At 74.9% G+C, this 23767-nt stretch carries 18 protein-coding genes; 8 read left to right on the forward strand and 10 right to left on the reverse strand.

Going from position 1 to position 23767, the window contains the following annotated elements; genetic code table 11:
* Positions 1 to 56: 56 nt before the first annotated feature.
* Complete coding sequence (locus ACFU9A_RS03815) at positions 57 to 236, forward strand: hypothetical protein (RefSeq protein ID WP_430573935.1); 180 nt, start codon at positions 57 to 59, stop codon at positions 234 to 236.
* 43 nt (positions 237 to 279) lie between these two features.
* On the opposite strand, the gene ACFU9A_RS03820 is transcribed toward ACFU9A_RS03815, so the two are convergent.
* Positions 280 to 1239, reverse strand: a complete 960-nt coding sequence (locus ACFU9A_RS03820) for a DNA-3-methyladenine glycosylase family protein (protein ID WP_430573936.1) — start codon at positions 1237 to 1239, stop codon at positions 280 to 282.
* Complete coding sequence (locus ACFU9A_RS03825; RefSeq protein WP_430573937.1) at positions 1232 to 1810, reverse strand: ribonuclease H; 579 nt, start codon at positions 1808 to 1810, stop codon at positions 1232 to 1234. The genes ACFU9A_RS03820 and ACFU9A_RS03825 overlap by 8 nt, the downstream gene beginning before the upstream one ends.
* 286 nt (positions 1811 to 2096) lie before the next feature.
* Here ACFU9A_RS03825 and ACFU9A_RS03830 point away from each other — a divergent pair, with 286 nt between their 5' ends.
* From ACFU9A_RS03830 to ACFU9A_RS03845, 4 genes are all read left to right on the forward strand, one after another.
* Positions 2097 to 3227, forward strand: coding sequence for a VIT1/CCC1 transporter family protein (locus tag ACFU9A_RS03830; RefSeq protein ID WP_430575334.1), 1131 nt, complete (start codon positions 2097 to 2099; stop codon positions 3225 to 3227).
* Between the two features lie 137 nt (positions 3228 to 3364).
* On the forward strand, positions 3365 to 4930 hold the full coding sequence (locus tag ACFU9A_RS03835) for a hypothetical protein (RefSeq protein WP_430573938.1): 1566 nt from the start codon (positions 3365 to 3367) through the stop codon (positions 4928 to 4930).
* Between the two features lie 83 nt (positions 4931 to 5013).
* Positions 5014 to 8931, forward strand: a complete 3918-nt coding sequence (locus ACFU9A_RS03840; protein ID WP_430573939.1) for a beta strand repeat-containing protein — start codon at positions 5014 to 5016, stop codon at positions 8929 to 8931.
* 246 nt (positions 8932 to 9177) lie between these two features.
* On the forward strand, positions 9178 to 10491 hold the full coding sequence (locus tag ACFU9A_RS03845) for an MFS transporter (RefSeq protein ID WP_430573940.1): 1314 nt from the start codon (positions 9178 to 9180) through the stop codon (positions 10489 to 10491).
* A gap of 7 nt (positions 10492 to 10498) precedes the next feature.
* Here the strand turns inward: ACFU9A_RS03845 and ACFU9A_RS03850 are convergent, their stop codons facing one another.
* Complete coding sequence (locus tag ACFU9A_RS03850) at positions 10499 to 11800, reverse strand: MFS transporter (protein WP_430573941.1); 1302 nt, start codon at positions 11798 to 11800, stop codon at positions 10499 to 10501.
* 95 nt (positions 11801 to 11895) lie between these two features.
* Between ACFU9A_RS03850 and ACFU9A_RS03855 the strand changes: the two genes are divergently transcribed.
* The 3 genes from ACFU9A_RS03855 to ACFU9A_RS03865 all read left to right on the forward strand — a co-directional run bounded on the left by ACFU9A_RS03855 (position 11896) and on the right by ACFU9A_RS03865 (position 13927).
* Positions 11896 to 12567 (forward strand): YitT family protein, encoded by a 672-nt coding sequence (locus tag ACFU9A_RS03855; RefSeq protein ID WP_430573942.1) that lies wholly within the window; start codon positions 11896 to 11898, stop codon positions 12565 to 12567.
* Positions 12568 to 12635: 68 nt separating this feature from the next.
* The gene (locus ACFU9A_RS03860) at positions 12636 to 12944 is read left to right on the forward strand and encodes a GNAT family N-acetyltransferase (RefSeq protein ID WP_430573943.1); all 309 of its coding nucleotides are present in this window, start codon (positions 12636 to 12638) and stop codon (positions 12942 to 12944) included.
* Positions 12941 to 13927: a DUF1524 domain-containing protein gene (locus ACFU9A_RS03865; protein WP_430573944.1), complete on the forward strand. Its 987-nt coding sequence runs from the start codon at positions 12941 to 12943 to the stop codon at positions 13925 to 13927. Before ACFU9A_RS03860 ends, ACFU9A_RS03865 begins: the two co-directional genes overlap by 4 nt.
* Positions 13928 to 13946: 19 nt before the next feature.
* Here ACFU9A_RS03865 and ACFU9A_RS03870 read toward each other — a convergent pair whose 3' ends face one another.
* From ACFU9A_RS03870 to ACFU9A_RS03900, 7 genes are all read right to left on the reverse strand, one after another.
* Complete coding sequence (locus ACFU9A_RS03870; protein WP_430573945.1) at positions 13947 to 14795, reverse strand: YceI family protein; 849 nt, start codon at positions 14793 to 14795, stop codon at positions 13947 to 13949.
* Positions 14796 to 14803: 8 nt separating this feature from the next.
* A complete protein-coding gene (locus tag ACFU9A_RS03875) occupies positions 14804 to 17302 on the reverse strand; it encodes an MFS transporter (RefSeq protein WP_430573946.1) in 2499 nt (832 codons plus the stop codon).
* 51 nt (positions 17303 to 17353) lie between these two features.
* Positions 17354 to 17818 (reverse strand): MarR family winged helix-turn-helix transcriptional regulator, encoded by a 465-nt coding sequence (locus ACFU9A_RS03880; protein WP_430573947.1) that lies wholly within the window; start codon positions 17816 to 17818, stop codon positions 17354 to 17356.
* 69 nt (positions 17819 to 17887) lie between these two features.
* Entirely contained in the window at positions 17888 to 18733 is an 846-nt protein-coding gene (locus ACFU9A_RS03885) for an SDR family oxidoreductase (RefSeq protein WP_430573948.1), read from the reverse strand.
* 11 nt (positions 18734 to 18744) lie between these two features.
* Complete coding sequence (pgm, locus tag ACFU9A_RS03890) at positions 18745 to 20424, reverse strand: phosphoglucomutase (alpha-D-glucose-1,6-bisphosphate-dependent) (protein ID WP_430573949.1); 1680 nt, start codon at positions 20422 to 20424, stop codon at positions 18745 to 18747.
* Between the two features lie 27 nt (positions 20425 to 20451).
* Positions 20452 to 21783: an acetamidase/formamidase family protein gene (locus ACFU9A_RS03895; RefSeq protein WP_430573950.1), complete on the reverse strand. Its 1332-nt coding sequence runs from the start codon at positions 21781 to 21783 to the stop codon at positions 20452 to 20454.
* A gap of 249 nt (positions 21784 to 22032) precedes the next feature.
* Positions 22033 to 23640 carry a glycoside hydrolase family 10 protein gene (locus ACFU9A_RS03900; protein ID WP_430573951.1) on the reverse strand — a complete coding sequence of 536 codons (1608 nt, stop codon included), beginning with the start codon at positions 23638 to 23640 and terminating at the stop codon, positions 22033 to 22035.
* Positions 23641 to 23767: the final 127 nt, after the last annotated feature.

Here is a 23767-nt window from a genome sequence, read left to right on the forward strand (position 1 = left end):
TCTCGGGCCGACCACGCCCGGGCGCACCGCGGCCGTGGGTCCGTTGGAGGAGAAACATGAACGACGCCACCGAGAGCTCGTACCGCTCGATCGCCAACCCGCGCCGCACCACGCTGATGACCGTCAGCGCGGCCGAGGCGGCCGCCCCCCACCACGGCGGCGACGAACGCCCGCTGCAGCTGCTGGGCGACGACGGCGCGGTGTGCGTGGACGGCGTCTGCAGCCTGCCCGACTGATCGGCACCCGCTGACCGCACGACCCGCGCGCCGGGCCCCGGGGTCAGAACGAGCGGTAGTCGGCGATCGACAGCCGCGGGCCCCGGCGCGGGGCCTGCGGCCGGCGCTCGAGGAACAGCAGCCGCACCACGCGGTGCCGGTGCGGGGCGTAGGGCGCGAGGAGGCGCAGCATCCCCTCGTCGTCGGTCCGCTCCCCGGTGAGCGCCCAGCCGACGGCGCCCGCGAGGTGGAAGTCCCCCACGGAGACGGCGTCGGCGTCGCCGAAGGCGCGCTGCGCCACCTCCGCCGAGGTCCACCGGCCGACGCCCGGCACCTTCTCGAGCCGGGCGCGCGCCTCGTCGCCCGGCAGCCCGCCGGCGTCCTCGAGCCGTGCCGCCACCTGCGCGCACCGCACGGCCGTCGCCGCACGACGCGGGTCGACCCCGGCGCGGTGCCAGTCCCACGTCGGGACGGCGGCCCACTCCCGCGCGGTCGGCACCACCCGCATCCCGTCCGGCGCGGGCCCGGGGGCGGGGGAGCCGTGCCGGGTCACCAGCCACCGCCACGCGCGGTGCGCCGTCACGACCTGCACCTTCTGCTCGAGGACGGCGGGCACCAGCGCCTCCAGCACCCGCCCGCTGCGGCACATCCGCAGGCCGGGCGTGCGCCGCGCGGCGTCGCGCGCCTGCGGGGGCGGAGTGAACGCGGAGTCGTCGTCGTCCTCGCCGAGCAGCCGGGGGACCTCGTCGGCGGCCTCCCGCGCGCCGGGCCCCCAGTGCTGCACGACGACGCCGCGGTCGCCGGTCGGGACGAAGCGCTGGGTGACCGGCCCCGTGCGCATCAGCGTGGTGCGCCACAGCGCGCCGTCGGGGGAGCGGCGGGACGTGGGGTCGCCGGCACCGTGCCGCAGCGGGGCGAGCGTCAGCCCGAGGTCGAGCGGCCGGCCGGAGACGTGCTCGACCGTGACGTCGGCGGCGGCCGGGCGGGCCCCCGCCGGCCTCCCGGTCGAGGTGGTGCTAGTCAAAGAGGGTTCCGAGCTCCCAGCCGGTGTCGCTGCGGGCGCCGACGGGCTCGGCGTCCCGCGCCGGTCGTGCCGTGGGGCGCCCCGGCGTCTCGCGCTTCTCGTCGGCCATGACGAGCAGCTCGTCCACGCTGCCGCGACCCGCGGCCCAGTCCTGCGCCGCGAGCCCGGCGAGCTGGTCGGCCCGCTCGTTGAACGGGTTGCCGACGTGCCCGCGCACCCACCGGAACCGGACCGGTCCCTCGCGGCCGGTGATCGCGTCGTCGATCGTCCGGATCAGGTCCAGGTTCTTCACGGGGCCACCGGACGCGGTGCGCCAGCCCTTGCGCTTCCACCCGTGGATCCACTCGGACGCGCACCGGATCGCGTACTGCGAGTCCGACTCGATGAGGAGCGGCTCTGCCCCCGGATGCGCCTCGATCGCGCGGAGCAGCGCGGTGAGCTCCGCGACCTGGTTGGTCCCGGACGCGGCGCCGCCGGAGTCGAAGCGGCCACCCTCGTGGGCGATCCACGCCCAGCCGATCGCGCCCCCGGGATTGCGGAGGCACGAGCCGTCAGTGCTGACAATGATCACGCCGGAGTCCCCCAGTGTCCGAGCCCCTGGTGTCGAGCTCGTGGTCGCCCCTCGTGGCCGACCACGGGCTGCGCCCGGCCGACCCCGGACGCCGCCCCTATTGTGCCCCGAGCCGGTGACACTCGGGTGCGCGTCCACACCCCGGCGAGCCCGCACCGGCTGCGGACGTCCGAAAACTCCGGCACGCGGCCCCGGAAGCGGGCGCGGCACCGCCCGGAACCCACGGGCGCCGTCCGGCGGAGATCATGACGGCATGACCGACGGCTCCGCCATGCCCGAGAACGCCATGCCCGAGAACGACCTGCCCGCGCCCGACCACGCCGCCCGCCGCCCCGCGGACATCCGGCGCTGGCGCCGCTACCTCGCCGACGAGCGGGCCGAGGCGGCCACCTACCGGGACCTCGCCAGCCGCCGCTCCGGCGAGGAGCGCGCGGTCCTGCTCGCGCTCGCCGACGCCGAGAAGCGGCACGAGCAGCACTGGCTCGACCTGCTGGGCGACGACGCCGGGAGGCCGCTGCGCGGCGACCTGCGAACCCGCATGCTCGGCGTCCTCGCGCGCCGGTTCGGCGGCGTCTTCGTGCTCGCTCTCGCGCAGCGGGCCGAGGCGCGCTCGACCTACGGCAGCGAGGAGTTCGCCACCGCCACGATGGCGGCCGACGAGCAGATCCACGAGGAGGTCGTGCGGGCGCTCGCGACCCGGGGCCGCAACCGGATGTCCGGCACGTTCCGCGCCGCCGTCTTCGGCGCCAACGACGGGCTCGTCTCCAACCTCGCCCTCGTGCTCGGCATCGGCGCGTCGGGCGTCTCGTCGCAGACCGTGCTCCTCACGGGCATCGCCGGCCTCCTCGCCGGCGCGCTGTCCATGGGCGCCGGCGAGTTCGTGTCGGTGCGCTCGCAGCGCGAGCTGCTCAAGGCGTCCACCCCGGACCCGAAGAGCGCCACCGCGCTGCCGCACCTCGACGTCGACGCCAACGAGCTCGCCCTCGTCTACCGCGCGCGCGGCATGGCGATGGACGAGGCGCAGGGGCGCGCCGACCGGGTGCTCGCCGGGCTGGCCGCGACCGGGACCCTGGCGCCCGAGGTGCTGCACGACGAGAACGCCGAGGCCGCCGCCGACGCGGACGACGACCTCGAGACCCACGGCACCGCATGGGGCGCCGCGATCTCCAGCTTCTGCTTCTTCGCCTCCGGCGCGCTGATCCCCGTGCTGCCGTACCTGCTCGGCCTCACCGGCGGCCAGGCGATCTTCGTCGCGTCCGCCCTCGTCGGGGTGTCGCTGCTGATCACGGGCGCGATCACCGGCCTGCTCTCCGGCACGTCGCCGTGGTCGCGCGCGCTGCGCCAGCTCGCCATCGGCTTCGGCGCGGCCGCCGTCACCTACGTGCTCGGCCTGCTGTTCGGCACCACCGTCGGCTGACCCGTGCAGGAGCCCGCGGGTGAATTCCCGGGTGCTCTTGTTGCGTGACCGTTGCTCGGGCGTCACAGTGTGACGGGAGTCACGGGCTCGTGCTCGTGACCTCGCGTGGCATCGAAGGGGGCCGAGTGGCACGCAGCGTGGACCGAGCGCCGGCGGCAGCACGCCGTCGGTGGGTCGCGCGCGCCGCAGCCGCCGCAGCGGGCCTGCTCGGCGCCGCCGCGCTCGGCGTCGCGGTCGCGGGCACTGCCTCCGCCGACGACGGCGGCCGTGACGAGGGCGCGCTGGCGTCGGTCGTCCGCTCCGTCGTCGGGCACGACGCCGCGAAGGCACCCGCCGCTCAGCAGGAGCCGGCGAAGCCCGCCGACAAGGGCGAGGCTCCCCGGGCGCACCCGCTGCGCGACACGGTCGAGAAGGTCGTCGCGCCCGTGCGGGACACCGTCGAACCCGTGCGGAAGGCGGTGCACGACGACGTCGTCGCCCCGGTGGAGAAGGCCGTCGAGCGCGCCACCGGCACGACGCCGAAGCCCGCGGAGTCCGCGAAGCCCTCGAAGCCTGCCGAGTCCGCGAAGCCGGTGGAGTCAGCGAAGCCCGTCGAGTCAGCGAAGCCCGTCGAGGCAGCGAAGGCCGCGGAGTCTGCGAAGCCCGCCGTGCCTGCCGAGCCCGCCGACGCAGAGAAGGCCGCCGACCCCGCGAGGCCCGTTCAGCCTGCCGAGCGCGCGAAGGCGCCCGGGGCGGACGTGATCGAGCGAGCCGTGGAGCCGCTGGGCGCGGTGACTGCTCCGGTCGGAAAGATCGTCGAGGGCGTCGTCACGCCGCTGGCGCCCGTCGTCGACCCGGTGGCGCACATCGTCGAGGACGTCACCACCCCCGTCGGCGAGACGCTCGAGCCCGTGACGGGCGCGGTCGCGGACGTCCTGTCCCCGGTGACGAAGGCCGCGTCGCCCGTGCTCGAGCCGGTCGGCCGGGTGGTGCACGAGGTGACCACGCCGCTCGCCCCCGTGACGGACGGGGTGGGCGCGGTGGTGGCGCCGGTCGTGCGGACGCTGGACCCGGTGCTCGACCCCGTCGTCGGGCTCGTGGAGCCCGTGACCGGGTCGCTGAAGCCGGTGCTCGACCCCGTCCTGGACGCCACCGCGCCGGTCGTCGACGCGCTGGCTCCCGTCGTCGAACCGGTGGGCGGGGTGCTCGAGCCGGTCGTCGACCCGGTCGCCGAGGTCACGGCTCCCGCCGTCGAGCAGGTGCTCGACCCCGTGCTCGACCCCGTGCTCGCCCCGGTGCTCGGGCAGGACGCGTCGGCCGCCCCCGTGGCGTCGGCGGCGCCCGCCGAGGCCACGCGCGCGCCGCGGCACGCGCAGGCCACGGCCGCCGCCACCGTCTCGTCGGCGGTCGCCGCGGACGTCGAGGCGACGACGGCGGCACCGCTCCTCCCGGCCCTGGCCGAGGCCGCCGACGCGGCCGCCTCCACCTCCCGGGCCACGACCCCCACGAACCCCGAGCCCGCCCCGGCCGCGCCCTCGGCGCCCGCCGTCGTCTCCGCGGGCGCGGGCTCCCTCTCGACCTCCCGCGGGTCGTCCGGCGGCGACGCCGCCGCCGACCTCGTGGGCCGCGCGCTCGTGACCGGGCGCGCCTGGACGGCCCCGACGGCCGACCAGCTCGACCGCCTCCCGGCGGTCTCTCTCGACATCCCCGTCTCTCCTGCCTGACGTGGCCGCGTCGCGCCCTGGTGCGCGACCGCGACCGCGGGCGGCGTCTGCCACCCGCGCACCACGTCAGTCAGGAGCGGATCATGCACACGTATGTCCGGCGAGCGGTGAGAACCGCGCTCGTCGCGGGCGGCCTCGTGGTCGCCGGGGCCGGGATGGCCCACGCTGCGGACGGTGACGTCGTCGACGTCACCGTCGGGGAGAGCTCCTCGGTCGACCTCCATCTCAGCGAGGTCTCCGAGGAGACGAACGACGCGTCGCTCGAGGCGCCGGTCGACCTGCCGAAGGTCGACACGGACGCTGTCGAGGACGTCGTCGACGCCGTCGCCGGCGAGGACGGCACGGTCGACGACGTCGTGGGCCCGGACGAGCAGTCCGCGACCACGACGGACGACCTCGTGGACGCCGTCGCCGAGGACGTCCACCAGACCGCGGACGACGTGCAGTCCGGCGACGTCAAGGGCGTCGTCGACGACGTCGCGGGCAAGGGTGGTGTCGTCGACGACGCGATCGAGGACACGCCGGCCGCGTCGGGCGACGCAGGCTCGGGCGGCGACAAGGGCGCCCCGGCCACGACCCCCGACAAGGACGGTGCGACGTCCGGCGGCGGCGCGTCCGACGACACGGCGACAGGCGGCGCGAAGACGTCCGCCGGTGACGTCGGAAAGGCCGTGGACAAGGTCGTGGACGGTGCCTCGGACGAGGTGTCGGACGTGGCCGGTGCCACCGACGACGCCTTGGGGACCGGCTCGGCGGTGCGCGACACCGTCGACGGGATCACGGGCGACGGCGGGGTCGTGGACGACGTCCTCGGCGCCGACGAGCCCGAGACGGGCCTCTCCGACCAGGTCGCCGAGCACGTGGCCGGCGACGTCGACCGGGCTGCGGGACACCTCGCCGCCGGGGACGTCGACGGCGTGGTGGACGGCGTGACCGCCGAGGGCGGGGTCGTCGACGACGCGCTGGAGGACCAGGGCGTCGACGCAGCGCTCGACCAGGTCGGCGAGACCGTCGACACGGCGACCGGCGCGGTGGACGGGGCCCTCGGCACCGGCACCGCCGTGCAGGACGGCGTCGGCGGGGTCGTCGACGACGTCGTGGGTGACGTGACCGGCGACGGCGGGGTCGTGGACGACGTCCTCGGCGCCGACGGGCCGGAGGACGGCGTCACCGACGAGCTCGTGGAGCACGTGCGCGAGGACGTCGACACCACGCTCGACGGCGTGACCGCCGGCGACCTGGACGGCGTCGTCGACTCCGTCGTCGCCGACGACGGCCTCGTCGACGACGCGCTCGAGGGCGACACCGCGGCCGGCCTGCCCGGTGGTCTCGGTGGCCTCGGCGACCTGGGGTCGCTGCCCGGAGCCGGTGGTCTCGGTGACCTGACGGACGTCGTGGGCGGTCTGCCCGAGGTGCCGGGGCTGCCCGGTGCCGGTGGTGGCGGCCTGCCCGGTGCCGGTCTCGGTGGCCTCGGCGACCTGGGCGGCATCGGGGCGACGGTGGACGGCACGGTGGACGACGCGCTGGGCGCGGTCTCCGACGTGGCCGGGTCCGCCGACGCCGCGCTCGGCACGGGGCCGGTCCTGCAGGGGACCGTCGACGGCCTCGTCGGCGATGACGGCGTGGTCGACGACGTCGTCGGCGCCGACGAGCCCGAGAACGGCGTGACCGACGAGGTCGTGGAGCACCTCCTCGACGACGTCGACGCCACGCTCGGCGAGGTCGCCGCCGGCGACCTGGACGGCGTCGTCGACTCGGTCGTCGCCGACGACGGGGTGCTCGACGACGCGCTGGAGGACGGCGCGACGGACAACATCGTCGGTGACCTTGGTGACCTTGGTGACCTTGGTGACCTTGGTGACCTTGGTGGTCTGGGTGGTCTGGGTGGTCTGGGTGGTCTGGGTGGTCTGGGTGGTCTGGGTGGTCTGGGTGGTCTGGGTGGTCTGGGTGGTCTGGGTGGTCTGGGTGACCTTGGTGACCTTGGTGACCTTGGTGACCTCGGCACCGGCGGTCTCGGTGACCTGACCGGCGCGCTGCCGGGGCTGGACGGCACGGTGGACGAGCTGGTCGCCACCGTGGCGGACACCGTCGGTGCCGTGGACGACCTGCTGGGGACCCCGTCGCTGCTGCGGTCCACGGTGGACTCGCTGGCCGGTCCTGACGGGCTCGTGGACGACGTCCTCGGCCCTGACGAGGCCAGCGCCGGCGTCACGGACGGCCTGGTCGACGCGGTCGTCGCCGACGTCGACTCGACCCTCGGTTCGCTGGCGGCCGGCGACCTGCCGGGCGTCGTGGACGACCTGACCGCGGAGGACGGCCTGGTCGACGACGTGCTGGAGGACCAGGGTCTCGACCCGGTGCTGACCGACGTCGTGGACTCGACCGGCACGGTCGACGACCTGCTGGGCACCGGCTCGCTGGTGCAGGACACGGTCGGCGGGATCGCCGGTGAGGACGGCGTCCTGGACGACGTCCTGGGCACCGACGAGCCGCAGGACGGCGTCACGGACGGTCTCGTGGAGGCCGTGGTGGACGACGTCGACTCGACGCTGGACTCGGTGACGGCCGGCGACCTGCCGGGCGTGGTCGACGGCGTCGTGGCCGACGGCGCCCTGGTGGACGACGTGCTCGAGGACGGCGGCGTCGACACCGCGGTGGACGACGTGGTCGGTCAGGTCTCGGACCTGGCGGGCACGGTCGACGACACGGCGGGCACCGGCACGCTGGTGCAGGACACCGTGGACGGCGTGCTCGGTGACGACGGCGTCGTGGACGACGTCGTCGGGCCGGACGCGCCGCAGGGCGGCGTGACCGACGGTCTGGTCGACGCCGTGCTGGACGACGCGGGGCAGACCGTCGGCGACCTGACCGAGGGTGACCTCGACGGGGTGGTCGACGGCGTGACCGCGGAGGACGGTCTGGTCGACGACGTGCTGGAGGACCAGGGTCTCGACCCGGTGCTCAACGACGTCGTGGACTCCACCGGTGCGGTGGACGACCTGCTGGGGACGGGCTCCGCGGTGCAGGACACCGTGGGCGGCGTGCTCGGTGAGGACGGTGTCGTGGACGACGTCGTGGGTGCCGACGAGCCCCAGGACGGCGTCACGGACGGCCTCGTGGAGGCCGTGGTGGACGACCTCGACTCGACGCTGGACTCGGTGACGGCCGGCGACCTGCCGGGCGTCGTGGACGACCTGACCGCGGAGGACGGCCTGGTCGACGACGTGCTGGAGGACCAGGGTCTCGACCCGGTGCTGAACGACGTCGTGGACTCCACCGGTGCGGTGGACGACCTGCTGGGGACCGGCGACCTCGTCGAGGACACGGTCGACGGGATCGCCGGTGAGGACGGCGTCGTGGACGACGTCATCGGCGCCGACGAGCCCCAGGAGGGCGTGACCGACGAGCTCGTCGAGCACGTGGTCGAGGACGTCAACGACACCGCCAACGACCTGCTCGAGGGCGACCTCGGCGCGGTCACCGACGACCTCCTCGCAGAGGACGGCCTCGTGGACGACGTCCTCGAGGACGGTGCGACGGCCGTCGACCCGACGGATCCCACGGATCCCACGGACCCGACGGACCCGACGGACCCGACGGACCCGACGGACCCGACGGACCCGACGGACCCCGGTGACGGCACCGACAACCCCGGTGACGGCACCGACGGCACCAACCCTGGTGACGGCACGGACGGCACGGACGGCACGGACGGCACGGACGGCACGGACGGCACGGACGGCACGGACGGCACGGACGGCACCGACGGGTCGGGCGACGGTTCGACCACCCCGCTGGGTGGTCCGGTCGCCGCGGCGGGCGCGTCGGACGGCGTGCTGACGGCGGACGGTCTGGTGCAGGCGTCGGTGGCGGGCACGGGTGCCGCGCTGCCGACGACGGGTGCCGACCTGCGGCTGCTGGGCCTGGCCCTGCTGCTGATGCTGGCGGGCGGCGCGCTGCAGGTGCGTCGTCGGACGGCGGTCGCGGTCGCGCACCGCTGACCCCACCGGAGCCGACACCGGCTCCGGACGGGGCGGCGCTGTCACGGGGGATCACTGGGGAGTGTCCCGTGGCAGCTCCGCCCCGGCTGGGGTCGGCGCGGACGCAGCACAGCGCAGGGGGCTGGGCCGCGTCCGCGACATGTCGGCGACCAGGGGGCACGTGGGCGGCCCCGGGCGGAGGATCACCGGTGTCGACCGGCAGACCTGCCCGGGGCTGCCCACGGAACGCGCCTACCCTGGATGACCGTGCCCCGACTGATCGCCGACCTCACGCCGTTGCGCGTCTCTCCGGCGTTCCGGCGGCTGTGGTGGGGGCTGGGCGTGTCGAACATCGGCACGCAGGTCACGGTGGTGGCGGTGGGCCTGCAGGTCTACGCGCTCACGGGCAGCACGCTGGCCGTGGGCACGCTCGGCATCGCGGCCCTGGTGCCGCTGGTGGCGCTCGGCCTGTACGGCGGGGCCCTGGTGGACCACTACGACCGGCGCCGGGTGTCGCTGCTCGCGTCGTCGGTGCTGTGGCTGGTGACGGCGGCCATCGCGGCGCAGGCGTGGCTCGACGTCGGGTCGGTCAACCTTTTGTACGGGCTGGTGGCGCTCCAGTCGGCGGCGTTCGCCATCAACAACCCGGCGCGCACGTCGATCGTGCCGCGGCTGCTGGAGCCGCAGCTCATGCCCGCGGCCAACGCGCTGCAGACCCTGTCGATGAACGTGGCGCTCACGGGCGGCCCGCTCATCGGCGCCACGCTGGTGGGCTGGGGCGGCTACGGCATCGCGTACACGCTGGACGCGCTGCTGTTCACGGCGGCGCTGTGGGCGGTGTGGCGGCTGCCGGCGGTGCCGCCGGAGCAGGCCCTGGACGACGGGGCCGACGGCGCGGGCGCGCCGCCCCGCCGCCGGGTGGTCGGGCTGGGCTCGGTGCTCGACGGGCTGCGCTACCTCGCGACGCGGCCGAACGTCCGCACGACGTTCGTCGTCGACCTGGCCGCGATGGTGCTCGCCTTCCCCCGCGTGCTGTGGCCGGCGGCGGGCGCGCTGTACCTGGGCGGCGGGGCGACGACGACGGGCGTCCTCGCCGCCGGGTTCGCGGTGGGCGGCATCCTCGCGAGCGTGTTCTCCGGCGCGCTGGTGCGCGTGCGGTGGCAGGGCCGGGTCATCGTCTGGGCGATCACGTCGTGGGGCGTGTGCGTCGCGCTGTTCGGCGCGGTGCTCGTCGTCGTCGGCCCCGGCTCACCCGACGGGGTGCTGTGGGGCGCCGTCGTGCTGGCCGGGGTGGCGCTGCTGCTCGCGGGCGGGTCCGACGCGATCTCGTCGGTGTTCCGCCAGTCGATCCTGCAGACGGCGACCCCCGACCACATGCGCGGGCGCCTGCAGGGCGTGTTCATCGTGGTGGTCGCGGGCGGCCCGCGGCTCGGCGAGATGGTGCTCGGCACGGAGGCCACGTGGTTCGGCGAGGGCTGGGCGGCCGTCGTCGGCGGGCTGGCGTGCCTCGTCGTGCTGTGGCTGGTCGTGCGCCTGCAGCCGCGGTTCTGGCGGTACGACGCGCACCACCCGGAGCCGTGACCGGCGGTCAGACCGTCGCGGTGTAGGGCCGCCGTCGTCGCATGCCCGGCAGCGCGACGACGGCGAGGATGGCGCAGAGCCAGCCGCCCGACATCGTGACGAGGAAGCCGGCGTGCGAGTCCACGGCGTCGATCGCGACGCCGGCCAGCCACGACCCCAGCGAGACGCCGACGCCGAGCGACGTGCCCACCCAGGTGAGGCCCTCGGTGAGCTGGTGCGGCGCGACCAGGGCCTGCACCAGCGCGTTCCCGTTGACGAGCGTGGGCGCGATGGCGAACCCGGTCACGAACATCACCACGGCCAGCACGGCGATGTGGTGCACGAGGAAGAACATCGAGACGCCGACGGCGATCGCGCAGGCGCCGACCGTGAACCGCGTGGACAGCGGCGAGACCCAGTGCCGCGCCCCGTACGCCAGGCCGGAGATCATCGAGCCGAGCGCGAAGCACGCCAGCACCAGCCCGGCCATCCCCTTGACGCCCTGCTCCTCGGCGAACGCGACCGTCGCCACGTCGCTCGAGCCGAACATGACGCCCATCGCGACGAAGACGACGGCCAGCACGGGCATGCCCGCCATCCGGATCGCGGAGCGGTGGTCGAGGGCGACGGCGTCCGGGTGCGCGACCGTCCCCAGGTGCTCGCCGTCCGCCGGGACGGCGACCCGACCCGCGGGCGGCTCCGTGGCGCGCTGGCTGAGGAACCACGCCGCGCCGCCGCCGCCCACGACCGCCGCCACGAGCAGCCCGCCCGCGGGGGCGACCGTCGTCGCGAGGACCGTCGCGACGACCGGCCCGACGATGAACACCAGCTCGTCGAGCGCGGCCTCCAGCGAGTACGCGGTGTGCAGGCGCCGCGGGTCGTCCAGGGCGCGGGACCAGCGCGCCCGCACGAGCGACCCGTACGAGCCCTGCGACGCGCCGCCGACGGCGGCCAGCACCCACAGCACCCACTCCGGCGCGCCCGCCACGGCGGCCAGGACCAGGCCGAGCAGGCCGATCGTGGTCGCGACCAGCAGCGGCGTCATGACGCGGGCCTGCCCGCGCCGGTCGACGACGCGCGCGATCTGCGGCGACACGATCGCCTGCGCCACGACGAGGACCGCGGAGACGCGGCCCGCCATCGCGTAGGAGCCGTACAGCGTCTGCACCATGAGCACGGTGCTGATGCCGACCATCGACATGGGGAGGCGCGCGATGACGCCGGCGGCCGAGAAGCGGGTGGCGCCGGGCACGCGCAGGACGTCGAGGTAGGGGTTGCGGTTCCGGGTCCCCGACGCCGCGTCGGAGCTCTCGGGGACGGGCAAGGTCACCGCCGGATTCTCCCACTCCCCGACCACGCCGGCAGCGTCGTCACGGAGTGTCCTCCGTCTCGCGCCGGCACGCTCCGGCGCCTACCGTGCCGAGCATGACCACGAGAGCGCGGGCCGAGGCGGCGTACCTCGCCCCGCGTGCCGCCTGGGCGCTCGGCGGCGTCGCGCTCCTCGCCCTCGGGTCGGCGGTGCTGCTCGGGGCGCACGTCGGGGTCGACCCGTTCACGTCGGCGAACATCGGTGTCAGCGCGCGCCTCGGCGTCGGGCTCGGGCCGTACCAGCTCGCCGTGAACGCGGTGCTCCTCGTGCCGGTCCTGGTCTGGGGGCGGCACTACGTGGGGCTGGGGACCGTCATCAACATGGTGATGGTCGGGTTCTTCGTGCAGTGGTTCAGCGCGCTGCTCGCCCCCGTGCTGCCCGACCCGCCGGGCCTGCTGCTGCAGGCGGCACTGTTCGTGGTCGGGATCGTGCTGTTCACCGCCGGGGCGTCGGCGTACATGACGGCGGGCATCGGCACGGCGCCGTACGACGCGATCGCGCCGATGGTCGTCGACCGCACCCGCGCGCGCTACCGCGTGGTCCGGGTGATCCAGGACCTGGCGTTCGTCGGGCTGGCGATCGCGTTCGGCGGGCCGGTCGGGGTGGGCACGGTGATGACGGCGTTCTTCGCCGGCCCGCTCATCGACTTCTTCAACGAACGGGTCAACAAGCCGCTGCTGCACCGCCTCCTGCCCGCCGGCGGTCCGCGGGAGGCCCGGCCCCGCTGAGGGGCGTCGCCCGCCGCGTCCGGCGGGGGATGCGACGGATGTCGGTCCGACCGGCCAGGATGGGGGCCATGACCGACTCCCTGACCCACGTGACCGTGGTCGACGACCGCGACCAGCAGGTCTTCCTCGCCCGGCTCGAGGACGGCCGCACCGCCGGCGGCGCCTACTACGAGCGGACCGACGGCGTGGTGGTCTTCACGCACACGGAGGTCGACCCGGCGTTCGAGGGACAGGGGATCGGGTCGCAGCTCGCGGAGGGCGCGCTCGCCCAGGTGCGGGAGGCGGGCGAGAAGATCGTGCCGCTGTGCCCGTTCATCAAGGCCTACGTGCAGCGCCACCCCGAGCACGCCGACCTGCTCGCGCACCCCGCCCGGTGAGGGCCGGGACCTCCCCGTCGCGTCGGTCCTCGACGCGACGGGCTTCGACGCGCCGGTCCTCGACGACGCGCGGCGGGATCGCCGCGCTGGGTGCCTCCGTCGCGCTCCTGCTCGGCGCGTGCGCCGGCGGCCTGGACCCTGCCGCGACCGGCCTCGGCGGCGCGGACGTCGACGAGCCCGCGGCCACGTCCCAGCCGGCGCCCGCCGGCACCGCGCCCGCGGCCTCCGGCACGGCCCTCGCCGCGCTCGAGACGCTCCCGGTGAAGGGCCGCGCGCCCAAGACGGGCTACTCGCGCGACCAGTTCGGCCCGGCCTGGGCCGACGTCGACCACAACGGCTGCGACACCCGCAACGACATCCTGGCGCGCGACCTGCGCCGCACCGTCACCGACCCCGACACCCACGACTGCATCGTGCTGAGCGGCGTCCTGGCCGACCCCTACACGGGCCGGACCATCGACTTCCGCCGCGGGCAGACCACCTCGACCGCGGTGCAGATCGACCACGTCGTCGCGCTGTCGGACGCGTGGCAGAAGGGCGCGCAGCAGCTCGACGGCGACGTGCGCCGGCGCCTTGCGAACGACCCGCTCAACCTGCTCGCGGCCGACGGCCCCACCAACGCGGGCAAGGGCGACGGCGACGCCGCGACGTGGCTGCCGCCGAGCAAGGCCTTCCGCTGCCAGTACGTGGCGCGGCAGGTGGCCGTGAAGCAGGCGTACGCGCTGTGGGTCACGCAGGCCGAGCACGACGCCGTCGAGAAGGTGCTCGCGCGCTGCCCCGAGGAGCCCCTGCCCTCCGGCGGCCAGGCGCCGCGGGACGACGCCTCCGGGGACGACGCCGGTACCGACGACGCCGCCGAGGACCGGGCTCCGTTCGCCAACTGCACCGAGGCGCGGGCCGCCGGGGCGGCGCCGGTGCACCGCGGCGACCCGGGCTACTCCTCGAAGCTGGACCGCGACGGGGACGGCGTCGGCTGCCAGTAGCGCCCGGGACGCGGGACGGTCAGCCGGGCAGGGAGTCGCCCTGCGCCGCCTGGATCTCCAGCTCGACCTTGAGGGTCGTCCCGACGATGGCGACGCCGGCCGCGGCCACCTCGTTGTACCGGATGGCGAACGCGTCCCGGCGCAGCTCGGTGGTGGCGCGGAACGCCGCGCGCACCACCCCCTGGGCGTCGGCCCCGGTGCCCAGGTAGGTCAGGTCGAGGTCCACCGGGTGCGCCCGGCCGTGCAGGGTGAGCTCGCCGTGCACGGTCCAGCGGCCGTCCGCCACGGGCGTCAGCCCGGTGGAGCGGTACGTGATGTGCTCGTACCGCTCCACGTCGAGGAAGTCCGGGGACCGCAGGTGCCCGTCGCGGTAGGCGTTGCCGGTGTCGATCGACGCCGCCGCGATCACGGCCGCCACGCCCGAGCGGGAGACGTCGCCGAGGGCGACGTCGATGCGGCCGGCGAGCTCCGTGAACCGCCCGCGCACGCTGGAGATGCCCAGGTGCTGGGCGACGGCCGTCACCGACGAGTGCGCCGGGTCGATGGTCCACGGGCCCGGGGGCGGCAGCTCCGTGCCGCCCTGCCTGGCCAGGGTCACCGTGCCGACGGCGGCCCGCCCCGCCGCGGTGACGATCGTCGACGTCGCGGCGGGCGCGTAGCCCACGGCCGTGACGATCGCGACGTACGCACCGGGCGGGAGCGCCGCGTCGCCGCGGACCGTGCCGTCGTCGTCCGCGTCGGCCCGCAGCACCTGGCCACCGGCGGCGTCCGTCAGCGTGACGACGGCGTGCGGCACGGCCCACCCGTCGCGCGTCCGGACCGTCGCGGTCAGCGTCCCGTTCACCTGCTCGCTCACCTGCTCGCTCACCGGCTCGCTCACTCGGCCGGGTGGGCGAGCGAGACGTCGTGGCCGTCGACGCCCGCGCCGGCGAGGCTCAGCGCCGTCGCCGCCGGCGGGTAGCCCGTCGCGATCACGGTGTACTCCCCGCCGTCGAGGTCGGCGAAAGCGTAGGCGCCGTCCGGCCCGGTCGTGGCGGTGCCCGCGACGTTGCCCGCCGCGTCGACGAGCGTGACGCGGGCGTCGGCGAGGGGGCCGTGCGGGGCGCGCACGACGCCGGTCACGCGGGCGCCCGCCGCGAGCTCCACGTCGACGCGGGTGACGCCGGTGGCGCCGACCTCGACGGGCAGCGCCCGGGGGCGGAACCCGGCGGCGTTGACCGCCACGGTGACGGGTCCCGGCACGAGCTCCTCGAGCGCGAACGTGCCGTCCTCGGCCGTGGCGACGCTCGCCTGCAGGTCGCCGCGCACGTCGGTGACCAGCACCAGCGCGCCCGCGACGGGCTGCTGGTCCGCGCCGCGCACGACGCCGCGCAGGCCGCTCGTGCCGCTGAGCAGCACGTCGTGGGTCAGCGGGGCCGAGCCGACGACGATCGTCGACGCCTGCGGCTGGAAGCCGTCGGCGGAGGCGATGAGCACGTACGTCCCGGCGCCCGGGGCGTCGACGGCGTACGCGCCGTCGGACCGGGCGATGGCCAGGCCGAGCTGGCTGCCGCCCAGCGAGATGAGCGTGATCGCCGCCTGCGGCAGCGGAGCGCCCTCCGCCCCGCGGACCAGGCCGCGCACGGAGACGCCGTCCGGGAGGCCGCCCGGGCCGCCGTCGCCGGCGGGCAGGACGTCCGCCGCCGGAGCGGCGCGGCGCGCCGTGGGCTCGGCGCCGACCGCGACGAGCTCCGGCGCGTAGGCCTCCTCGGGCTCCATGACGGCGGGGCCGGCCTCGGCGGCGGACTGCTCCATCGCCCCCTTGGTCTGCAGGGGGACCTCCTTGATGAAGGACACGAGCAGGAAGGCGACGAACGCGGCGCACGCGGCGATGAGGAAGATGTCGGCGATGCCGTGCCCGTAGGCGCTCTCCAGGATGCCGCGCAGCGGCTCGGGCACCGCGTCCATGTCGGGGATGTCGCCGGAGGACCCGGCGCCCTGGGCCAGCCTGGCGCCCTCCGGGCCGAGCTCGGCGAGGCCGTCGGTGACGTACCCGGAGATGCGGTTCGCCATGACGGCACCCAGTGCGGAGACGCCGATCGCGCCACCGAGGGAGCGGAAGAACGAGATCACGGAGCTCGCGGAGCCCAGGTCGGAGGGGGCCACCTGGTTCTGCGTGCACAGCACGAGGTTCTGCATCATCATGCCGACGCCGAGGCCCATGCAGGCCATGAAGGCGGCGACGTGCCAGTACTCGGTGTCGTAGCGGATGGTGCCGAGCAGCCCGAGCCCGGCGGTCATGAGCAGGCCGCCGGAGACGAGCCAGCCCTTCCACCGGCCCGTGCGGGTGATGATCTGACCGGAGACCGTCGAGGAGACGAAGAGCCCGGCGATCATCGGGATCGTCATGACGCCCGCCATCGTCGGCGTCTGGTCGCGCGCCAGCTGGAAGTACTGGCTGAAGAAGATGGTGCCGGCGAACATCGCGACGCCCACGAACAGCGACGCGGCGGACGAGAGCGCGATCGTGGGGTTGCGGAACAGCCGCATGGGGATGATCGGCATGGCGGCCTTGGACTCGACCAGCACGAAGAGCGCGACGAGGACGACGGCACCGCCGACCATCGCGTACGTCTGCCACGAGCTCCACTCGTACTTGTCGCCCGCGAACGTGACCCACAGGAGCAGGAGGCACACGGCGGCGGTCGAGAGGAAGGCGCCGCCCCAGTCGATCTTCACGTTGTCGCGCTTGACGACCGGCAGGTGCAGCGTCTTCTGCAGCATGATGATCGCGATGACGGCGAACGGCACGCCCACGTAGAAGGTCCAGCGCCAGCCGAGCCAGTCGGTGTCGGTGATGACCCCGCCGAGCAGGGGCCCGCCCACGGTCGCGACGGCGAACGTCGCGCCGATGTAGCCGGAGTACCGGCCGCGTTCCCGCGGCGCGATCATCGTCGCCATGACGATCTGGACCAGGGCAGACAGACCGCCGCCGCCGATGCCCTGGAACACGCGGCAGGTGATCAGCCACTCCGGGCTCTGCGCGAGGCCGGCCGCCGCCGACGACAGGACGAAGATCACGAGCGCGACCTGGACCAGCACCTTCTTGCTGACCAGGTCGGCCAGCTTGCCCCACAGGGGGGTGGTGGCGGTGGTCGCCAGCAGGGAGGCGGTGACCACCCAGGTGTAGGCGGACTGCCCGCCACCGATCTCGGCGATGACCTCCGGCAGCGCGTTGGACACGATCGTGGACGACAGGATCGCCACGAACATGCCGAGCAGCAGGCCCGACAGGGCCTCCATGATCTGCCGGTGGCTCATCGCGAGACCGGTCCCGGGATCGGCGCGGCCGCCGCGCTTGGCGTGCGCGGGTGCCGTCGCTGTGGTCGATGTCATGGGGGTCCTCTCGAGGGTGCTGCGGGGTGCTGCGTGGGGTGGCGCGGGCCGTCAGGCCCGCGCCGTGGCCGCGGTGCGCGCGGCCGTCGGGCAGTCGGCGAAGCTGCCGTGCAGGCGGGCCATGAGCCCGGCGAGCCGGTCGACCTCCTCGCCGTCCCAGTCGCCCATCCGCTCGGCGAACAGGCGGGACGTGCGCGCGGAGATCTCGTCGAGCTTCCGTAGCCCGGTCGGGGTGAGGCTGACGATCCACGACCGTCGGTCGTCGGGGTCGCGCGTGCGCTCGACCCAGCCCTGCTCGACGGCGTGGGAGACGTGCCGGCTGGTGACCGACAGGTCGATCCACAGCTGGTCGGCGAGCGCGGTCAGGCGCAGCGGCCCCTGACGGCGCAGCGTCGACAGCACCGCGGTCGGGCCGACCGGGCAGTCGTGCGGCAGGTTCCGCACGATGGTGCGCTTGACGACGCCGACGGCCCGCAGCTGTCGCTGGAGCTCTTCGTACCGCGCGTGCTCGGACACTCTCGCCCACTCCCCATTCGGTTGCGGGGAGCAAACATAAAAAGGTTGCCTGCTGAAATCAAATTGATGTCAGGGAGTGGTCCGCCGCGCCTCGCGCCACATCGTCGCCATCGCGCGGACGCCGTACCGGAGGTACACCCGCTGCGGGCGTCCGCCGCGCGTCAGGGCGTCGGTGCCCCCGTCGCAGTAGACGACCTGGCCGGTCGTGAAACGGTTCTCCCGCGAGACCAGGAAGGCGAGCAGGTCGGCGACCGGGGCCACCGGCCCCGGCGCGCCGAGCGGCTGGGGGAGCGCCGTCTCCAGCAGGACCCGGTCGCGCTCCCAGGTGCGCGTGCCGACGTCGGTGGCGACGATCCCCGGCGCCACCGCGTTGAGCACGATGCCCGCGCGCGCCCACGACGGCGACACGGCCGTGGCGCGGGTCCACAGGTTCAGGGCGGCCTTGCTGGACCGGTAGAGCTGGCTCCCGCGCCCGGTGCGGACCAGGCGTCCGGCCACGGCCAGCGCGCGCGCCTCGTCGCCGCCGCGGCAGGCGCGGACGAGCGCGCCGCTGCCGCGGTTCAGGGTCGACGACGAGGACACGACAACGGCCGCGGGGGCGTCCGAGGCGGCCAGGCACCCGCGCAGCCCCTCCAGCACCGCGGTGGCCCCGAAGTAGTTCAGCGCGACCGTCTCGGCCCGGGGCGCGCCCGCCCCGGCGGCCGCGACCAGGCCGTCGACCCGCCCGCCGCTGAGCGACCGCACCTGCTCGACCAGGCCGGCGCGACCGGTGGGCGTCGTGAGGTCGGCGCGCACGTCCGCGCCGTCGGCCAGCCCGCAGGTGATCACCCGCCCGCGCGTGGCGAGCAGGTCCGCGACCGCCAGGCCCAGGCCGGAGTCGGCGCCCGTGACGACGTAGGTGCGCGGGTCCGGCACGGCGGGCCCGGTCAGGCGTCGCCGAGCGCGCCGTCGACCAGCTCCTTCGCGGCGGCCTGCACCTCGGCGAGGTGGTCGGCCGAGACGAACGACTCGGCGTAGATCTTGTACACGTCCTCGGTGCCCGACGGGCGGGCCGCGAACCACGCGTCCTCGGTGGTCACCTTGAGGCCGCCGATCTTCGCGCCGTTGCCGGGCGCCTCGGTGAGCGTCGCCGTGATGTCCTGCCCGGCGAGGGTCGTCGAGGTGACCTGGTCGGGGGAGAGGGCCGCGAGGCTCGCCTTCTGCTCGCGCGACGCCGGCGCGTCCACCCGGGCGTACCAGGACTCGCCGTGGCGGGCGACGAGGTCGGCGTGGTGCTCCGACGGGGTGCGGCCGGTGGTCGCGATGATCTCCGAGGCGAGCAGGGCCAGCAGCAGGCCGTCCTTGTCGGTGGACCACACGCGGCCGTCGCGGCGCAGGAACGACGCCCCCGCCGACTCCTCGCCGCCGAACCCGACGTCGCCGTCGAGCAGGCCGGGCACGAACCACTTGAAGCCCACGGGCACCTCGACCAGGCGCCGGCCCAGGCCGGACGCGACCCGGTCGATGAGCGCGGAGGACACGAGCGTCTTGCCGATCGCGGCGCCACCGGGCCAGCCGGGGCGCGCGCCGCCGTACAGGTACTCGATGGCGACGGCCAGGTAGTGGTTCGGGTTCATCAGCCCCGCGTCGGGGGTGACGATGCCGTGCCGGTCGGAGTCCGCGTCGTTGCCGGTCGCGACGTCGAACGGCGCGTCGTCCTTCATCCGCTCGACCAGCGACGCCATCGCGTACGGGGAGCTGCAGTCCATGCGGATCTTGCCGTCCCAGTCGAGCGTCATGAACGACCAGCGCGGGTCCACCTGCGGGTTCACCACGGTGAGGTCGAGGTCGTACCGCTCGCCGATCGCGCCCCAGTACTCCACCGACGCGCCGCCCAGCGGGTCCGCGCCGATGCGCACGCCGGCGGTGCGGATCGCGTCGAGGTCGACGACGTTCGGCAGGTCGTCGACGTACGTCGTGAGGAAGTCGTGCTTGTGGGTGGTGTCGGCGCCGAGCGCGTCCTCGAGCGAGACGCGGCGCACCGACGCGAGCCCGCCGGTGCGGAGGATCTCGTTGGCGCGGTCCGCGATCCACCCCGTGGCCTCGGAGCCGGCGGGGCCGCCGTGCGGCGGGTTGTACTTGAAGCCGCCGTCGCGCGGCGGGTTGTGCGACGGCGTGACGACGATCCCGTCCGCGAGCCCCGGGCCCGTGGTGCGCACGCCGTCGCCCGTCGTCGCGCCGTTGTGGATGAGGATCGACTGCGACACCGCCGGCGTGGGCGTGAACGAGTCGCGCGCGTCCACCATGACGGTGACGCCCGCGGCCGCCAGCAACTCCAGCGCCGTCTGCCACGCCGGCAGCGACAGCGCGTGCGTGTCGCGGCCGATGAACAGCGGGCCGTCCGTGCCCTGCGAGGCGCGGTACTCCACGATCGCCTGCGTGATCGCGGCGATGTGCGCCTCGTTGAACGCCGTGTCCAGGCTGGAGCCGCGGTGGCCGGACGTGCCGAACACCACCTGCTGGCCCGGGTCCGCCGGGTCCGGCGTGCGGTCGTAGTACGCACCCACCACCTGGTCGACGTCGATGAGGTCGCTGTCCTGGGCCGGCATCCCTGCGCGCTCGTGCATGTGTCGAGTCTGCCATTCGCGCGGGGGTCAGCGCCGGAAGTCCGCCTTGCGCACCACGCCGTGGACGCCGACGGTGCGGTCCACGACCTGCGAGACGGCGAAGTCGGCGGCCGCGGACAGGTAGGCGTAGGCGACGGCGCGGTCCAGCCCGCGGTCGTGCTCCAGGAAGTCGAGGGCGTTGACGACGGCGCGGCGCATCGCGACGTCGAGGTCCGTGCCCTGCCCGCCGACGGAGCCGTCCGGGTCGGACAGGCCGATCGGGATCCACGCCTCGGCCGTCTCCGCGAAGGGGTAGGAATACGCCACGGACGGTGCGTCCCCGGTGCCCTTCTTGCACACGGTGAGCCGGAACGTGCCGCGCAGCGACCCCTCCATGGCGGTGAGCGCGACCTCGCCGTCGCCCATCGCCATGTGCGGGTCGCCGACGTAGAACAGGGCGCCCGGCGCGCGGACGGGCAGGTAGAACGTGGACCCGGCGCCCAGGTGGCTGATGTCGATGTTGCCGCCGCCCAGCGTCGGCGGGATCGAGTTGGCCTCGGGGGCGGTGAGCCGGGCGTTGTCCGAGAATGCGACGCCCATCGTGCCGAAGAAGCAGCGCAGCGGGAACGACACCCGCGAGCGGCCCGTGCCGAGGACGGCGCGCTTGCCCTGGACCCGCGCGAGCAGCGACACGTTGCCGTACTCGGTGGGGACGCCGGAGGCGCGGCCGTCCGTCGCGACGGGTGGCATGACCTCGTCGAGCGTGATGCCCGCGGGCGCGCCGCCGCCGGTCAGGGCGAGCGCGCCCTTGCCGTGGCGGGAGGAGATGACGCCGTACGGCACGCGCGGGACGACGTCGAGCGTCTCGATCTTCAGCACGTCGCCGGGCTCGGCGCCCTCGACGTGCACCGGGCCCGTGATGACGTGCGGGCCGTCGGTGTCGAAGTCGCGCGGCGTGCGGTCGTAGCCGGCGGCGATGGCGGCCGCGTCGTCCAGCACCTCGCGCCGGCGCACGCCCTGCTCCCCGAACCAGGCGGCGGGGTCGCGTCCCTGGTCCTCGAGGATGCCCTCGTGCGAGACCGAGTCGATGGTGATCGTGCGGCCCGAGCGCATCCGGGTGACGGGCGTCGCGTGCACGGACGGCACGTAGCCCCACAGGACGTCGTCGACGTCGGAGCGCAGGTAGTGGTCCCCGCGGATGCGGCCCTGGCCCGGCTGCAGGATCCCACCGAAGGTCGCCGGCGCGACGCGCCCGGCGGCCGCGGCGGGTGCGGCGCCCGCGACGGCGACCGCGGCGCCCACCCCGGCCGCGGCCTGGAGGAAGCGGCGGCGGCCCAGCCCCGTGGTGAGGATCCGTGCGGCGTCTCGTCCGTCGTGCATGTGCGCTCCTCCTGGGGTGCCGGCTGCGGGTGGGCCCGACGGTAGGCAGCGCGTGTTTCGCCCGTGTTCGGGCGGCATGTCGGCGAGGTGAGCGGTCGGACGGGGCGCGGGCCGGGCGCGGTCGGGCGCCGCGCCGGACATGGCTGGAGCCCCCCGCCCGGTGAGGGGGCGGGGGGCTCCTGCGGCTGACCATACCGTCGTCGCCCGCTTTGGTATACCCCAACGGGCGACGCGGCGGGACGGCCTCGGTCAGGCCGAGCGGGGGCGGCTGGGCCGCGACTCGTTCCATACCCGGTCGAGGGCCGTGACGACGTACGTGTAGCGCTCGCCCGGCGCGGCCGTGGTGTCGGTGAAGTGCTGCTCGACGCCCCCCGACGAGCGCACCGTCGCCACGAGGTTGCGGGCGTCCTCGACGTCGACGGCGGCGCCCCGGCCGGCGGCGCGGTAGACGGCGAACGACGTGGCCGCCGTCCGGCGCGGGCCGGTGTCGAGCCACTTCAGGGCCACGCCGCCCGTCCTCGCCGACGCCTCGGCGAGGACGGGGACGCGGACCGGGGTGGAGGGCAGGTGCGCCATCGCGGGGACCAGCGCGGGGTGGGCGTAGTGGTCCGCGCGGACGCGGGACATCGAGCCCTTCGGGTCCTGCGGCACGTGCACGGCCGAGAAGTAGACGTTGCCGTGCACGGGCGTGCCCTGCGCGTCCAGCTCCGCGCAGTAGGTGAGGTGGTTCGACAGCTCCGCCGGGTCGGTGAACACCCCCGACGTCACCTTGTAGAGCGCCTCGCCGACGTACAGGTGGGTGCCGGACCGCGCCGCGACGTCGGCCCACCACGGCACGAGCTTGCGGTAGTCGGCGACGGCGAGCCCGAACTGCCAGTAGATCTGCGGGTTGATGTAGTCGAGCCAGCCCTCGAGCACCCACTTGCGCGTGTCGGCGAACTGGCCGTCGTAGCTCTGCGACCCGGCGGTGTCCGAGCCGGCGGGGTCGGTGGCCTTGTTGCGCCAGATGCCGAACGGGCTGATGCCGAACTTGACCCAGGGCTTGAGCTCCTTGATCCGCCCGGAGATCGTCTGCACGAAGGTGTCGACGTTGTGCCGTCGCCACTCCTCGATGGTCGCGAAGCCGTCGCCGTGCGCGGCGTACGTGCCGGCGTCGGGCAGGGTCTGCCCGGCCACGGGGTACGGGTAGAAGTAGTCGTCGAAGTGCACGCCGTCGATGTCGTAGTGCTCGACGCTGTGCAGGATCGCCGCGTAGATGTGCTCGCGCGCCTCCGGCAGGCCCGGGTCGAAGTAGAGCTTGCCGCCGAACGGCCACACCCAGTCGGGGTGCTGGCGGGCGGGATGGGTGGGGACGAGCTTCGTGGGGTCCGTCTGCATCGACACGCGGTACGGGTTGTACCAGGCGTGCAGCTCGAGGTTGCGGGCGTGCGTCTCCTCGACGGCGAACCCCAGCGGGTCGAAGCCGGGGTCACCGCCCTGCGTGCCGGTGAGGTACTGGGACCACGGCTCGTACGGGCTGGGCCAGAAGGCGTCCGCCGTCGGGCGCACCTGGACGAAGACGGCGTTGAGGTTCATGGCCACCGCGACGTCGAGCCAGTGCCGGTACTCGGCCTTCAGCTCGTCGGCGCCGAGGCCGGTGCGCGACGGCCAGTCGATGTTCACGACGGACGAGATCCACATCGCGCGCAGCTCGCGCTTGCGGGCGGTCGTGCCGGCGGCGGTGGTCTCCGTGGCGCCGGCGGGGGTCATCGAGCCGACGGTGACCGACAGCGTCGAGCCGGCGATCCCCGCGGCGGCGAGGGTGAGGAAGCCGCGCCGGTCGAGAGCGGCGGCGCGGGAGACGGGCGGGTGCGTCATTGCAGGTCCTCCGGGTCAGGGGCGTCAGGTAAGAGAGTTTCACGCGCAGAGTTACCGATGAAGACGAGTGTCGCGGATGTCGCACCGCGCGCGCCACCCCACGATGCGTGCTTACCGTGCGACCTGG

It is taken from the genome of Isoptericola sp. NPDC057653 (genome assembly GCF_042799955.1).
Lineage (GTDB): Bacteria > Actinomycetota > Actinomycetes > Actinomycetales > Cellulomonadaceae > Isoptericola.